This window comes from Pseudomonas sp. BP01 (genome assembly GCF_022760795.1).
Taxonomy (GTDB): domain Bacteria; phylum Pseudomonadota; class Gammaproteobacteria; order Pseudomonadales; family Pseudomonadaceae; genus Aquipseudomonas; species Aquipseudomonas putida_Q.
The window spans coordinates 97,934-112,785 of sequence record NZ_JAFBKA010000018.1; the positions used below are offsets into that span (position 1 = coordinate 97,934).

At 64.7% G+C, this 14,852-nt stretch carries 13 protein-coding genes; 7 read left to right on the forward strand and 6 right to left on the reverse strand.

The genetic code is table 11. The features are described from left to right. Positions 1-41: 41 nt before the first annotated feature. Genes JOY50_RS17560 through cbiE form a run of 3 tightly spaced genes read right to left on the reverse strand, consistent with a single transcriptional unit; the run spans position 42 to position 3,080 of the window. Positions 42-785: a cobalt-precorrin-6A reductase gene (locus JOY50_RS17560; RefSeq protein ID WP_132844130.1), complete on the reverse strand. Its 744-nt coding sequence runs from the start codon at positions 783-785 to the stop codon at positions 42-44. Beyond that, positions 782-1,876, reverse strand: coding sequence for a cobalt-precorrin-5B (C(1))-methyltransferase (locus tag JOY50_RS17565; protein WP_132844132.1), 1,095 nt, complete (start codon positions 1,874-1,876; stop codon positions 782-784). The genes JOY50_RS17560 and JOY50_RS17565 overlap by 4 nt, the downstream gene beginning before the upstream one ends. Then, positions 1,869-3,080: a precorrin-6y C5,15-methyltransferase (decarboxylating) subunit CbiE gene (gene cbiE, locus JOY50_RS17570; protein ID WP_243055583.1), complete on the reverse strand. Its 1,212-nt coding sequence runs from the start codon at positions 3,078-3,080 to the stop codon at positions 1,869-1,871. The genes JOY50_RS17565 and cbiE overlap by 8 nt, the downstream gene beginning before the upstream one ends. Positions 3,081-3,323: 243 nt before the next feature. Between cbiE and cobG the strand changes: the two genes are divergently transcribed. From cobG to JOY50_RS17605, 7 genes are all read left to right on the forward strand, one after another. Then, positions 3,324-4,655 carry a precorrin-3B synthase gene (cobG, locus tag JOY50_RS17575; protein WP_243055584.1) on the forward strand — a complete coding sequence of 444 codons (1,332 nt, stop codon included), beginning with the start codon at positions 3,324-3,326 and terminating at the stop codon, positions 4,653-4,655. After that, positions 4,648-5,274 (forward strand): precorrin-8X methylmutase, encoded by a 627-nt coding sequence (locus tag JOY50_RS17580; RefSeq protein ID WP_016489386.1) that lies wholly within the window; start codon positions 4,648-4,650, stop codon positions 5,272-5,274. The genes cobG and JOY50_RS17580 overlap by 8 nt, the downstream gene beginning before the upstream one ends. Beyond that, positions 5,274-6,005 (forward strand): precorrin-2 C(20)-methyltransferase, encoded by a 732-nt coding sequence (locus tag JOY50_RS17585; protein WP_132844139.1) that lies wholly within the window; start codon positions 5,274-5,276, stop codon positions 6,003-6,005. Before JOY50_RS17580 ends, JOY50_RS17585 begins: the two co-directional genes overlap by 1 nt. Next, the gene (cobJ, locus tag JOY50_RS17590) at positions 5,993-7,690 is read left to right on the forward strand and encodes a precorrin-3B C(17)-methyltransferase (RefSeq protein ID WP_243055585.1); all 1,698 of its coding nucleotides are present in this window, start codon (positions 5,993-5,995) and stop codon (positions 7,688-7,690) included. The genes JOY50_RS17585 and cobJ overlap by 13 nt, the downstream gene beginning before the upstream one ends. Positions 7,691-7,782: 92 nt before the next feature. Then, on the forward strand, positions 7,783-8,463 hold the full coding sequence (locus tag JOY50_RS17595; protein WP_132844143.1) for a hypothetical protein: 681 nt from the start codon (positions 7,783-7,785) through the stop codon (positions 8,461-8,463). A gap of 83 nt (positions 8,464-8,546) precedes the next feature. Continuing rightward, positions 8,547-9,212: a hypothetical protein gene (locus JOY50_RS17600; protein WP_238341924.1), complete on the forward strand. Its 666-nt coding sequence runs from the start codon at positions 8,547-8,549 to the stop codon at positions 9,210-9,212. After that, positions 9,209-9,832: a hypothetical protein gene (locus tag JOY50_RS17605; RefSeq protein WP_243055586.1), complete on the forward strand. Its 624-nt coding sequence runs from the start codon at positions 9,209-9,211 to the stop codon at positions 9,830-9,832. Before JOY50_RS17600 ends, JOY50_RS17605 begins: the two co-directional genes overlap by 4 nt. On the opposite strand, the gene JOY50_RS17610 is transcribed toward JOY50_RS17605, so the two are convergent. The 3 genes from JOY50_RS17610 to purD form a co-directional block, all read right to left on the reverse strand. Beyond that, complete coding sequence (locus tag JOY50_RS17610) at positions 9,829-10,425, reverse strand: MarC family protein (RefSeq protein WP_132844149.1); 597 nt, start codon at positions 10,423-10,425, stop codon at positions 9,829-9,831. The genes JOY50_RS17605 and JOY50_RS17610 overlap by 4 nt on opposite strands. 174 nt (positions 10,426-10,599) lie before the next feature. After that, positions 10,600-13,371 carry a hybrid sensor histidine kinase/response regulator gene (locus JOY50_RS17615; RefSeq protein WP_132844152.1) on the reverse strand — a complete coding sequence of 924 codons (2,772 nt, stop codon included), beginning with the start codon at positions 13,369-13,371 and terminating at the stop codon, positions 10,600-10,602. Between the two features lie 150 nt (positions 13,372-13,521). After that, entirely contained in the window at positions 13,522-14,817 is a 1,296-nt protein-coding gene (purD, locus tag JOY50_RS17620) for a phosphoribosylamine--glycine ligase (protein ID WP_019472784.1), read from the reverse strand. Positions 14,818-14,852 lie beyond the last annotated feature (35 nt).

The window sequence follows — 14,852 nt, forward strand, 5'->3', positions numbered from 1 at the left end:
CAGGTTTTAAGGCTGGCACGGTCTTCTTGGGGAGCGGGCCCCTAGTGTGCTTGCGAGAGGTGTTGATGCAGGTCGAGTGCTGCTGCCATGTCAGCCTGCGATTCGAATGCGCGGTCAACATCCGGCAACGCCGGGCGCTTGAGGATCAGCACCGGCACACCAAGCTCCCGCGCCACCTCGAGCTTCGGCTCGGTCGCCACACTGCCGCTGTTCTTGCTGATCAGCACATCGATATTGCGGCGCTGGAACAACGCCCGTTCATCCACAATATGGAATGGCCCTCGCGCGGCAATCACTTCGCAGCGCTCGTTGCCAGGGCACGCTTCCAGTGCACGCAGCGTCCAGAACTGCTCCGGCGGAATCTCCTCCAGATGCTGCAGGGGTTCACGCCCCAGCGTAAATAGCGGTCTGCGAAACGGCTTGAGCGCCTCTATCAGCCCTGCCCAGTCCTCGACTTCGCGCCAATCATCCCCCGCTTGGGCCTGCCAGGCCGGGCGACGCAAGGCCCAGCACGGGATGCCAGCGTTGCGTGCTGCACTGGCGGCATTGCGGCTGATTTGCGCGGCATAGGGATGGGTGGCATCAATCAGCAGGGTGATGCCTGCTTCGCGCAGGTAGCTGGCCAGGCCCTCGGCGCCGCCAAAGCCCCCGACCCGTACCTGGCATTGCAGGTCCTGCGGGACGCGGCCGATACCGGCCAGGCTATAGACATGCTGTGGGGCGAGGCGGCGGGCAAGGGCGAGGGCTTCAGTGACACCGCCCAACAGCAGTATGCGTGCAGTCATTGCACACCTGCCCGGCCGACGATGCCGCCTTGGCGGTCGATGGCGAACACTTCCACTTGCACCTGCGCCGGCACGACGCTGCGGGCGAAGGCGAGTGCGTGGGCGCACACCGCGTCACCCAGGGCAACGCCGGCCGCATGAGCCAGTGCGAGCGCTTGCTGGCTGGTGTTGGCGCCGGTTATGGCCGCTTGCAGGGTTTCGTCGGCGCCAATGTCTGCAGCCCAACCGGCCAGTTGCGGCAAGTCGATACTGGAGTGACGGCTGTGCAGGTCCATGTGCCCGGCGGCCAGTTTGCTGATCTTGCCGAAGCCACCACACAGGGTCAGGCGTGGCACCGGCACCTTGCGCAGGTGCTTGAGCACTGCGCCGACGAAATCGCCCATTTCGATCAGGGCGATTTCCGGCAGGCCGTAGACCCGGCGCATGGTGTCTTCACTGGCGTTGCCGGTGCAGGCGGCGATGTGCGTGTAGCCGTTGGTGTGGGCCACGTCGATGCCCTGATGGATCGAAGCGATGTAGGCCGCACAGGAGAACGGCCGCACGATACCGCTGGTGCCGAGGATCGACAGCCCGCCGAGGATGCCCAGGCGCGGGTTCATGGTCTTGAGTGCCAGCTGTTCGCCGCCCTGCACATTGACCGTGACCTCGAAACCACCGAGGTAGCCGCACTCGTCGGCCAGGCGTTGCAGGTGTTCAGTGATCATGCGCCGTGGCACCGGGTTGATGGCCGGCTCACCCACCGCCAGCACCAGCCCCGGGCGGGTCACGGTGCCGACGCCGGTGCCGGCGACAAAGCGGATACCCGGTTCGCCCAGCAGGCGTACCTGGCTGTAGAGCAGGGCGCCGTGGGTCACGTCCGGGTCGTCGCCAGCATCCTTGAGGGTGCCGGCTTCGGCACGCTCGCCAATCAGGCGGCAGAATTCCAGGCGCATCTGCACCACCTTGCCCTTGGGCAGGGTAATGCTGACGGCGTCGCTGCTTTCGCCGTTCAGCAGCAAGCGCGCGGCTGCCAGGCTTGTGGCGGTGGCGCAGCTGCCGGTGGTCAGGCCGCTGCGCAGGGGCGCGGGCTGTTCACGGGTTTCTTCACGCATCGACGGGTTTCACCACTTCCAGCAGGGTGATCGGCAGCGCCTGGCGCCAGGTGTCGAACGCGCCCAGGGGCTGGGCATGGGCGACATGGATGCGGGTCAGCTCACCACCGTGCTGCTCGCGGAAATGCGCCAGGGCCAGTTCGCTTTGCAAGGTCACTGCATTGGCCACCAGCCGCCCGCCAGGCCGCAGGTTGGCCCAGCACAGGTCCAACACGCCTTCGCGGGTGACGCCGCCGCCGATGAAGATTGCATCGGGCTGCTCCAGGCCTTGCAGGGCTGCAGGTGCCTTGCCGCAGACCAGTTGCAGGCCGGGTACACCCAGCGCGTCCCGGTTGTGTTCGATGAAGCCTTGGCGGCCTTCGTCGGCCTCGATGGCCAGGGCGCGGCAGGCGGGGTGGGCGCGCATCCATTCGATGCCGATCGAGCCGCAGCCCGCGCCTACATCCCACAGCAGTTCGCCGGGCTGGGGCGCCAGGCGCGCCAGGGTGATGGCGCGGACATCGCGTTTGGTCAGCTGGCCGTCGTGCCGGAAGGCGGTGTCCGGCAGCCCGGCCAGTCGGTGCAGGCGTAGGGCATCGGGCGCGGCCAGGCACTCGATGGCCACCAGGTTGAGCGTGGCGATATCGGCGTGCGGCCAGTCCTGGGCGGTGCCGGCCAACTCGCGTTCTTCCTGGCCACCCAGGTGCTCGAAAACCCGCAGGCGGCTTGGCCCGAAGCCACGTTCGCGCAGCAGTGCAGCAATTGCCGCCGGGCTGTCGCCATCGTTGCTCAGCACCAGCAGGCGCACACCGCTGTGCAGGTAAGCATTCAGCGCCGCCAGGGGACGGGCCACCAGCGACACCACTTGCACCTCCTGCAGCGGCCAGCCCAGGCGGGCGGCGGCCAGGGCGCAGGAGGAGGGCATCGACAGCACGCGCATTTCAGCGGCAGGCACCTGGCGCGCCAGGCTGGCGCCGACGCCGTAGAACATCGGGTCGCCGCTGGCCAGCACGCACACCGGCTCGCCGCGCAGGGCCAGCACCGGGGCCAAGGAAAACGGGCTTGGCCAGCCCAGCCTTTCGCCGGGCATGCAGCGCGGCAGCAAGGCCAGCTGGCGCGGGCTGCCGAAGACCCGCGCAGCGCCCAGCAGCGCGCGCCGGGCCTGCTTGCCCAGGCCACTGAAGCCGTCTTCGCCGATGCCTACTACTGTCAGCCAGGGTGCCATGTATTTCATTCCGCCATTTTTGGGGCCGCTTCGCGCCCCTTCGCGGGCACGCCCGCTCCCACAGGTACAGCGCAACCATTGAGGGTAGCGATGATCCTGTGGGAGCGGGCGTGCCCGCGAAGAGGGCGACACAGTCCTGAATTTCTCCTCAATCGATGAGGATGCTCGACCACCGGCTTTTCATGCCGCCGGACAAAGCAGGCATAATACCGCGCCTTCTACACTCAAGCGCATTTTCACAGATTGCCGGACGCCCCTTTGACGCAGGCCCATGCCCCCAACGTTCCGCCCCGCCCCTCGGCCTGCCCGGGGTTGTGGCGTATTGTCAGTGCCCGTGATGGCGGTATCTGCCGCATCAAGCTGCCGGGTGGCCTGCTGCTGGCCGACCAGGCTGAAGCGGTGGCGTCGGCAGCCGAGCGCTTCGCCGGCGGTGTGATCGAGGCCACCAACCGTGGCAACCTGCAGATCCGCGGCATTGGCAACGAGCATCGCGCCCTGGTGGAGACACTGCTCGCAGCCGGCCTGGGCCCGCGCGACGCGGCCGGTGACGATGTGCGCAACCTGATGATCAGCCCGCTGGCCGGGCATGACCCGGCGATGCTGCTGGACGCACGGCCGTTGGCGGGGCAGATCCTCGACCTGTTGGAAGGGACCCCGCGCTTTCACCAGTTGTCGGCCAAGTTTGCCGTGCAGCTGGATGCCGGCGAACGCCTGGCCATGCTCCAACACCCCCACGACCTGTGGCTATCGGCCCTGCGTCTGGAGCAGCAGACCTGGCTGGCGTTCGGCCTGGCGGGCTGCCCGGCGGACGGCCAGGTGCTCGGCGCCGTGCCGCTGGCGCAGGGCCTGGGGCTGGTGCGTGCGGTGCTGGAGCGCTTTCTCGACCTGGCAACCCCGATGCAATCGCGCATGCGCCAGCTGCTCGAGGTGTGCCCGGCAAGCGATTTCGTCGATGGGCTCGGCCTGGACATCCGCCGCGATGCCGCCGTGCTCGCCTGGCAACGCACACAGCACCGCGCCTCTTGGCTGGGCACGCTGCCGCAGGCAGATGGCGTTGCCCTTGGCGTAGCCCCGCCGCAAGGCCGCCTGACCCCGGCCATGCTGCGCGGCGCCGCGCGGGTTGCCCGTGAACGGGGCGATGGCAGCTTGCGCCTGAGCCCTTGGCAAAGCCTGGTGCTGACCAACCTGCAAGCCGACCACATCGACCAAGCTCAGGCTGAACTGTCGGCCCTGGGCCTGCTGTGCCACGACCATGAACCGCTGGCGCGCATCAGCGCCTGCACGGGTGCCAGCGGCTGCGCCAAGGCGCTTGGCGAGACAAAGGCCGACGCCGTTGCCTTGGCCGCGCTGCTGGGCCCTGGCGTGCCCGCCAGCGTGCACCTGTCTGGCTGCCCCCGTTCCTGCGCCGTGGCCCATGTTGCCCCGGCCACCCTGCTGGCCCGCTCGCCGGGCCGATATGACCTTTATCTGCGTGACGCGCGCCAACCGGGCTTCGGCGCCCTGCGCGGCACCGACCTTACCTTGAATGAAGCAGGCGCCATGCTCGACCTGCCGACGGAGCACCTTGATGATTGACTACATCCGCGATGGTCAGGAGATCTATCGCAATTCCTTCCGGATCATCCGTGAGGAAGCCCGACTCGAGCGGATTCCCGCAGACCTCGAAAAGCTCGCCGTGCGCGTGATCCACGCCTGTGGCATGGTCGACGCCATCGATGGCCTGCAGTTCTCCGAAGGCGCCGGCCGGGCCGGGCGCGAGGCGCTGCTTAACGGCGCGCCGATCCTGTGCGATGCGCACATGGTCGCCGAAGGCATCACCCGCGCCCGCCTGCCAGCCGACAACAAAGTCATCTGCACCCTGCGCGACCCAAGCGTGCCGGGCCTGGCCAAGGACGCCGGCAACACCCGTTCTGCCGTAGCCCTCGAGCTGTGGCGCCCGTACCTGGAAGGCAGCGTGGTGGTGATCGGCAACGCGCCCACCGCCCTGTTCTACCTGCTGGAGATGATTGACGCCGGTGCACCCAAGCCGGCGCTGATCCTCGGCTTCCCGGTCGGTTTCGTCGGCGCTGCCGAGTCCAAGGCGATGCTCGCTGCCGACAGCCGTGGCGTGCCGTTCGTGATCATGCAAGGCCGCCTGGGCGGCAGCGCGATGGCCGCCGCCGCGGTCAACGCCCTGGCCACGGAGGTGGAGTGATGGCGCCGCGTGGACGTCTGCTGGGCCTGGGCGTGGGCCCGGGCGACCCTGAACTGATCACTCTCAAGGCCCTGCGCCTGCTGCGCGAAGCGCCAGTGGTCGGCTATTTCGTGGCCAAGGGCAAGCGCGGCAATGCCTTTGGCATCATCGAGGCGCACCTGCAAGCGCAGCAGACGCTGTTGCCGCTGGTCTACCCGGTCACCACCGAAGCCCTGCCGGCGCCGCTGTCCTACGAGCAGGTGATCAGCGACTTCTACGACGAAGCCAGCGTGCAGGTGGCCGAGCACCTGGATGCCGGTCGCGACGTGGCGGTGATCTGCGAAGGTGACCCGTTCTTTTACGGGTCCTACATGTACCTGCACGACCGCCTGGCGCAGCGCTATGAAGCCGAAGTGATCCCCGGCGTGTGCTCGATGCTCGGGGGCGCCTCGGTGCTGGGTGCGCCGCTGGTGTACCGCAACCAGAGCCTCTCGGTCTTGTCTGGCGTGTTGCCCGCCGAAGAGCTCAAGCGCCGCCTGGCCGACGCCGATGCAGCGGTGATCATGAAGCTTGGGCGCAACTTCCCTAAAGTACGCCAAGTACTGACCGAACTGGGCCTGCACGAGCGCGCGCTGTATGTGGAGCGGGCCACCATGGCCAACCAGAAGATCGTGCCGCTGGATCAGGTCGACCCACAGTCGTCGCCGTACTTCTCGCTGATCATCGTGCCGGGGGAAAAATGGCAGGGTTGAACATGCACAGGGCGCCGGCAATCGTCATTCTCGGCCCAGGCAGCCTGGTGACGGCGCAGCGTATCCAGCAATGTTATCCACAGGCCACGATCCATGGCCTGGAAGGGCGCGTCGAGGGTGCAGACCAATCGTACAGCTCGTTCGGCGATACCCTGCGCGGGTTGTACCAGCAGGATACGCCGATCATCGCCCTGTGCGCTGCGGGCATTGTCATCCGCAGCCTGGCCAGCCTGCTCAGCGAGAAGGGCAGCGAGCCGCCGGTACTGGCCGTGGCCGAAGATGGCAGTGCGGTGGTGCCGCTGCTCGGTGGCCTGGGTGGCGTGAACGTGATGGCACGCGAAATCGCAGAGGCACTGGGCGTTGCTGCTGCGATCACCACCAGTGGCGAGCTGCGTTTCGGCACTTGCCTGCTGAACCCGCCGCAGGGTTATGCATTGGCGGACATCGAGCAAGGCAAGCGCTTTGTCTCTGATTTGCTGGCTGGCGAGGCGGTGCGCATCGAAGGTGATGCGCCGTGGTTGCAACAGGTGCAGTTGCCTGCCAGCGAAGCAGCCCGGCGCACCATCCATGTGGGGCATCAGGCCCGCCCGGCCAACCGCGACGAACTGCTGATCCACCCGCGCTCGGTGGTGGTGGGTGTTGCAGGTGGCAACCTGCACGGCATTCGTGCTGCGTTGCAGCAGGCCGGTATCGCCGAGCCATCTGTTGCCTGTGTGCTGGCGGACGAGCAAGCCATGGCCGACAGTGCCTTGCACGAGGCTGCGCAGGCTTTGGGTGTCGCCTTGCGCTTCGCTGCCAGGCCAGGCGATGTGGCCAGCATGGTGGCTGCAGCGTTGCCAGGCGCAGAGTTGATAGAACAGGCCGAAGTGGTCATCGCAGTGGCGCCTGCCCCGGTCGATGTGGCGCAGGTTGGCCGCCGTCGTGGTCGTCTGGCTGTTATCGGCCTGGGCCCGGGAGCCGCTGAACTGATGGTGCCGGCGGTCAAGGCCGAGCTGGCACGCGCCGAGGACATCCTCGGCTACGAAACCTACGTGCGCATGGCCGGGCCGTTCCGTGACGACCAGGTGCTGCACTGCACCGACAACCGTGAAGAGATGCAGCGCGCCCGGCATGCCTTCGAGCTGGCGGCACAAGGCCGTTCGGTGGTGGTGGTCTCGTCGGGCGACCCTGGTGTGTTCGCCATGGCCGCTGCGGTGCTTGAAGCGCTGCACGAATCCAGTGACCCGGCCTGGCAGCGCGTCGACCTCGAGATCCTGCCTGGGGTGTCGGCCTCGCTCGCTACGGCTGCGCAGGCGGGGGCACCGCTGGGGCATGACTTCTGTGTGATGTCGCTGTCGGACAACCTCAAGCCCTGGTCGATCATTGAAAAGCGCCTGGACCTGGCGGCCCAGGCAGACCTGGTGCTGGCCTTCTACAACCCGATTTCCAAGTCCAGGCCGCACCAGCTCGGGGTTGCGCTGGAGGTTGTGCGTCGCCACCGCGAGGGGAACACGCCTGTAGTCCTTGGGCGCGACATCGGTAGGCCGGGGCAGACGCTGAAGGTAGTCACCTTGGCCGAGCTGCTGCCGGAAATGGTCGATATGCGCACCATGGTTCTGGTCGGCTCCTCTACAACCTGTGTATTCCCTCGCCTGTCGGGTGGGGTGTGGGCCTACACGCCGCGTTGGTACCCCACCGCCAACTAGTTGCGTCGGAAACCCTTCAGCGCGCTTTGTGACCAGCGCGCTGGCTAAGGTGATTGCCCCTGACTCAAGGGGCAACCATCAAGGAGTTTCCAATGTCCGATGCAACCCAAATCACCACCAGCGATGCCGCCATCCTGGTAGAAGGCAACCTGCTTGCCTGCGGCGCGGGCATGTCTGCGCAAAGCCGTCACGATGTGAAAAATGCCTTCCACTTCGCCACGTTGGTCGCCGACAAAGCGTTTAACGCCGAAAAGCAGAGCCGGGAGTGGTACGACAAATTCATCGATGTCATGCGTGACCTGGGCTTTACCATCCCACGCCGTACCTTCGAACTTGAAACTTCGGCGGAACTGTCCGTCACCGTGGGCGCCGTGGCCATCCGCACCATAGGTGTGGTTGGCAATGCGATGCTGGGCGGCACCAAGCTGGGTGAAGTGGCAAAGCGGGCCTTCGACAAACTGACCACTGTCGAAAACGACGCCAAGGTGATCGACCACAAGCGCAAGAACAAAGCCAGGGGCATGGTTGGCATGGCCGCCTGTATTGAAACCGCAAACAACGATGTGGTCATGGTGGTGAGCTGCATCCAGGCCTCTGCCCCAACACTGGACGACGACGTGCTCGGCATTCAGTGGAAGCTGGACAAGACCGCGTACTACGCCGGCACGGCAGTGCTCACACTCAATAACTTTGTCTACGACAAAATCCGCGAAACCGTAGAAAACAAACTCGGCGTGCGCAGTGTCGAGAACGTGCTCGAGTACGACATCTGATTGCCCGGCGGCGTAGTCGCAACGCCGCCTTGTTCGGTTCTTTGTGATGAGGTAACACGATGGATAGAGCAGCTGAGCAACTGATGTTGATTGGCGGAACAGCCTTGCTGTATTCGCCGGGCGCGGTCGAGGCACAACGTCAGGCCGCTTTCGATTCAATCCTGTACGCACAGTTGGTAGCCAACAAGCACGCCGGTTCACGCGTTGACCATTATGAAAACTGGTATGCCGCCTATCGGGAGGCCTACCGCCAACTGGGCTGGATCAAGCTGGCCAGCACCCATGACCTGAAACCGTTAGGGCGCCCGGTGCGCAACGCGCATGTACAGCCACTTGAAGCGTGGCTGAAAATGCGTTCGCTTCGCCATGAGGCCGTGCTGGCGGCGATAAAGACGGGCCTTGGTCAATCTGCCGAAGGCTTCCGGCACTTGCTGAAGTTCTGCGCGCATGATCAGGCGCAGTGCTCCACGCTGGTCATCGAACTTGGCGTACTCAAGCCGGGGCCGGCGCTGGACCTGTGCAGCATCTCGCTGCAAATCGACAAGCCACTCTCGCTCGTTTCGCTGGAGACATTTCTGGGCGAACAAGTCCTTGAGGGCGAGGCCGAGTTCAACGGCGTTTCCCTGGCGTTGGATGAAGGACGCTTCCAACGCCAGCGTGATGAATTGCAGGCCTTGATGAAAACCAAGGATGCACAGGCCGTTTACCGGTTCGACCCTTACGCACAACCTACAGGAGCAGCATCATGAGTGAAGCCACGTCTGCCGTTATCGGTGCTGGGATCGTTTCGTTCTTGCCGGGCATTGATGCCGCGCAGAAAAACAAGGTGAAGCTGGCCTTGGCGATGGCCGAGCGCGCCACTGATACCGCTTACAAGGAGGGGCTGATTAAAGACTGGTTCGCATATTACCGTAACCAGCTCAAGTTCATGGGGTGGGATGCTGTCACGGCCGAGCAGATCCATTGGCCGGACAAGACGCGTACCCAGCAGACTGACCACGTATTGCAGACCCTGTCCAAACCGGCCGGGAACAGCTTTGCGTCGTCGGTCAAAGTTTCCATCCAGACGTTGCTGACCAAGCCCTCGGTGCTGAACGAACTTGAGAAAAAGGCATTCGAGAGGCAACACTTTCAAGTGTTGGCCTGCGCGCCGGCCGGCAATAACCGGGTGGACATGGTGATTTACCACGAAGCGGACAAGCAGTCTGTTTTCAGTGCAGGGTTCATGAGCCGCAAGCGCAGTTACAAGAATGTGCGTGCGGAACTGGTACGGTTCAATATTCTGGCCTTTGAGAACAGCGTATTGCCAAAAGTGCAGGAAAGCGTGGTCAAGGTATCCCTCGCGCGCATTCATGACTATGCCATTTAAGGCACCAGGTACCCTTTGATCCCGGTAAAGATGATCTGCGCCGCCAGGGCACAGACGAACAGCCCCATCAGACGGCTGACGATCTGCAGGCCCTGGTCGCCCAGGATCCGCTCGATACCGTGCGACAGGTAAAGCACCAGGCCGACGGTGAAGCTGGCCAGCGCGATACTGATGATGGCCAGCAGTTTGTCGTCCCAGTGCGGCTGGCTTACACCCATCACCAACAATGCACCGATGGTACCGGGGCCAACCGTCAGCGGAATGGTCAGCGGCACGATGGTTACATCCTGCTGCACGTTATCGGCCTGTACCGCCGGCTTGCCCTGGGCCATGCCCAATGCCGAAATGAACAGCACGCTGCCGGCACCGATGCGGAAGGCGTCGGCGGTGATGCCGAAAATGCCGAAGATCACCCGACCGAACAGGTACAGCAGCACGCTGGCGACCAGGGCTGCGAAGGCGACCTTCCAGGCCAGTTGCTTGCGCTCCTTGCTGGAGTGACCGCGGGTCAGGCTGATGAAGCACGACAGCACGAAGAACGGGCTGTAGAGCACGAGCATTTTCAGGTAGACGCTAAACAACTCATGGAGCATGGGGTAGCCCCTTGCAGGGAAGGTGACGGGAAGTGTATCAGCAGCATTGTGGTTGTCTTCACTGGCCTCATCGCCGGCAAGCCAGCTCCCACAGGTACTGCGCATGGCTTGAGAACGATGCGATCGAGGTGGGAGCTGGCTTGCCGGCGATGAGGCCAGTACAAGCACTACAGATCAGGAAGTATGCGCCGGGTCCGCCTTGGCTTCCCGGTGATTGGCCCAGTACTGGATCAGTTCGCGCAACTGCGACAGCTCGACCGGCTTGGCCATGTGCCCGTCCATGCCCGCCAGCCGGGCGCGTTCCTTGTGTTCTGTAAGAATGTGCGCAGTCAGCGCCACCACCGGTGTGCGCTGGCGCTGGTTCGCGGTTTCCCACGCACGCAGCTGCTGGGTGGCCGAGAAACCGTCCAGAACCGGCATTTCGCAGTCCATCAGCACCAGGTCATAGCGCTGGTTTTTCATCGCCTGCAGGGCCTCCTCGCCATTGCACGCGGTGTCGGGCTCAAGGTTTAGCTTGCCAAGCATGCCGCGTATCACCTTGGTCGAAATGCTGTTGTCCTCGGCAACCAGCACGCGGAAGTCGCCGGGCAGGTCCAGCGCCTGCGGGACACCGGGCAGGCTGGCCGGCACTGCCTGATCGCGGCCGCGCTGGGCCAGTTCTTCGGCCAGGGTGGTTTTCAGCGTGTAGCCGGCCACCGGCTTGGCAAGTATCCGTTTCACCCCGGCGTTGCGTGCGATGACCTTGCTCGGCGCATTGCTGATGCCGGTGAGCATCACCACCAGGATGTCGTGGTTCAGGCTCGGGTCTTCCTTGATCTTGGCGGCCAGCTGCATGCCGGTCATGCCGGGCATGTTCTGGTCCAGCAGCACGGCGTCGAAGTAGTCGCGCAGGTGTGCTTTGGTGCGCAGAAGCGCCAGGGCCTCCTTGCCTGATGGCACCGCGCTGACGTTCATGCCCCAGGCGCTGCACTGTTGCACCAGCACCTTGCGGCAGGTGTCATTGTCGTCCACTACCAGCACGCGGGCATCGCGCAGCGGGCTGTCGAGGTCGGTCGGTGGCTGTTCCAGGCGAGAAGGGTCCAGCGGCAGGGTCAGCCACAGGGTGTTGCCCATGCCGGTGCTGCTTTTTATGCCGAACTCGCCCTGCATCAGGCCGATCAGCTGCTTGGCGATGACCAGCCCCAGGTGGCCGCCCAGCTTGTTGCTGGACAAGAAGTGGTGGCTGTGCAACTCGGCCTGCAACAAGGCTTCACGGTCTGCGGCGGCCAACGGCTCGCCGCTGTCCTGCACGGCGATGCGCAGGCGCGGTACCTCACCCCGTTGGTCCAGCGCCACCACCAGCAGGATCTCGCCGTGGTCGGTGTTTTTCAGGGCGTTTTCCAGCAGGCTCGACAAGGCCTGACGCAGACGCGTCGGGTCGCCACTGATCACCCGCGGGACTTGCGGCTGGGTAAAGCTGATCAGCTCGATGTTCTGCTGCTCGGCCTTGGCGCGGAAGATGTTCAGGCAATCCTCGATCAGCGCATTGAGGTCGAACTGCACGTCATCCAGTTCGATCTGCCGGGATTCCAGCTTGGAAATGTCGAGAATTTCGTTGATCAGCGTCAGCAGCTCGTTGCCGGCGCTGTGGATGGTCTGCACGTAGTCACGCTGTTTGACTGACAGCGGTGTGCCCAACAGCAATTCAGTCATGCCCAGCACACCGTTCATAGGGGTGCGGATTTCGTGGCTGATCTTGGCCAGGAACTCGGCCTTGGCGTTTATTTCGGCATCGCTGGCGGCCAGGGCGCGGCTGGCGCTGAAGCGCTCCTCGCTCATGCGGCGCAGGCGCTCGCTGACTGCCAGGTTGAGCAGCAGGCCGCTGGCCACGGCCAGCCCCAGCAGGATGCACAGTAGCCAAGGCGTCGAGGTGCGGGTCAGGCCTAGCAGTGCCGGCAGCAGCACCAGCCCCCCCAGGTTGAACACCACCATGGCCAGGCTGAACAAGCGGCCGGGCGCGTAGCCCCGGTACCAGTGGTAGCTGCTGACCAGCAGCATGCTCACGCTGCCCAGGGCCATCAGGGCGTAGGTCATCAGGTTGAGCGGCAGGGTGTCGACAAACAACAGCACCAGCCCGCTGAGCCCGACCACCAGCATTTCGCCCTGCAGCAGGCGGTTGATCCGCGGGGCGTTGCACGGGGTGAAGAAGTGCTGGGTGAAATACAGCCCCGCCAGGCCGGCCAGTACCAGCGTGAGGTAGGCGGCCGGGGTTTGCGCGTTGTGCCACACGTGCCACCAGGGGCCACTGAGGTTCAGCAGGATCAGGCCGCTGAGCAGCATCAGGCCGTGGTACAGCGCCAGGATCAGGGTGGTGGTGGAGCGGCTGTAGAGGAAGCGGATCAGGTTGTGCAGGATCAACATGACCAGGCCGCCGAACAGCATGCCGAACAGCAGTGGCTGGCTCTGGTCCGAGGCGGCTACGGCCGCAGGTTCCAGGCTGATGGCTGGGCGCAACTGGTGCTCGGAGACCAGGCGCAGGTAGATGTCCAGCGGTTGCCGGCTGTTGGGCAGGGGCAGTACATGGTCGCTGCCACGCAGGGTCGGGCTGGCATTGCCGGCCTGGCGCCCGTGGTGCAGCTGACGCAGAAGTTGATCGCCTTCGAGGGCGTACAGGTCAAGGCCAGAAAGGTCGGGGGCGAATACCCGTAGCAGTTGCTCCTGGTCGCCTGGTTCCAGGCGGTAGTGCAGCCACAAGGCCTGTTCCGGCGGCGCGGCATCCAGTTCGGCAAGCACCAGTGGGCTGAACTGGTTGCGGTAGCGCTCGGAGCGTACATCGCTCAGTTGCAGGTTAGCCTGTTCGTCGAGCAGAACGGTCCAGCCTGCGTCATGTTCGGCTGCAGCCGGGAACATGCAGAGCAGGGTCAGCAAGGTGACGATCAGAGCTGAGGCAATCCGAAGCCGACGCACTACGAGATCCCTTCTTAGCCGATGTGCCGGGTACTAACTATGCGCGGCGCGCCAAGTCGAAGGCAAGGCCCGTGCCGGGCCTTGTCGACGAGCCGGATGCCGTGCGCCGGGCGGTTGACAGCCCTGGGCGGCACGGCGTTCCGGTAATGCTTACTGCTGGTGCTCACCGCGCTCGCGGGCAATGGCCCGGTAGCCGATGTCAGTGCGGTAGAAACTGCCGTTCCAGCTCACTTCCTTGGCCAGGCGGTAAGCCTGCTGCTGCGCATCGGCAACCGTGCTGCCCATTGCCGTGGCGCACAGCACGCGCCCGCCGTTGGTGGCCACTTGGCCGTCCTTGAGCGAAGTACCGGCATGGAACACCTTGCCTTCGATCTTGGCTGCTGCGTCCAGGCCGCTGATCACGTCGCCCTTGGCGTAGTCGCCCGGGTAACCGCCAGCCGCCAGCACAACGCCCAGGCTCGGGCGCGGGTCCCATTGCGCTTCGACCTTGTCCAGCGCCTTGGCGAAGGCGGCTTCGATCAACAGCACCAGGCTCGACTCCAGTCGCAGCATGACGGGCTGGGTCTCAGGGTCGCCGAAGCGGCAGTTGAACTCGATGACTTTGGGGTTGCCCGCCTTGTCGATCATCAGGCCTGCGTAGAGGAAGCCGGTATACACGTTGCCTTCCTCGGCCATGCCGCGCACGGTTGGCCAGATAACCTGGTCCATCACGCGTTGATGCACGTCGGCAGTGACCACCGGGGCAGGGGAGTAGGCACCCATGCCGCCGGTGTTCGGGCCGGTGTCCTGGTCGCCGACGCGCTTGTGGTCCTGGCTGGTGGCCATGGGCAGCACGTTGTGGCCGTCGACCATGACGATGAAGCTGGCTTCTTCGCCGTCGAGGAACTCTTCGATGACCACGCGCGAACCCGCTTCACCGAAGGCGTTGCCGGCCAGCATGTCACGCACGGCGGCTTCGGCTTCTTCGAGGGTCATGGCGACGATCACGCCTTTGCCCGCAGCCAGGCCGTCGGCCTTGATCACGATCGGCGCACCTTTTTCTTGCAGGTAGGCCAGGGCCGGCTCGATTTCGGTGAAGTTCTGGTAGTCGGCGGTCGGGATCTTGTGACGCGCCAGGAAGTCCTTGGTAAAGGCCTTGGAGCCTTCCAGCTGGGCGGCACCTTTGGTTGGGCCGAAGCAGTCCAGGCCACGGCTGCGGAACAGGTCGACCACACCGATGACCAGCGGTGCTTCCGGGCCGACGATGGTCAGGTCGACGTTTTTCTCGGCGAAGTCGGCCAGTTGTTCCAGGGCGCACACGTCGATGGCGACGTTCTCGCACTTGGCTTCAATGGCGGTACCCGCGTTGCCTGGGGCAACGAAGACTTTCTCGACGCGTGGGTCCTGGGCAACTTTCCAGGCCAGGGCGTGCTCACGGCCGCCGCTGCCGATGATCAAAACTTTCATGTCAAAACCTCGAATTCTTTCGGGCGCAAGGCGAA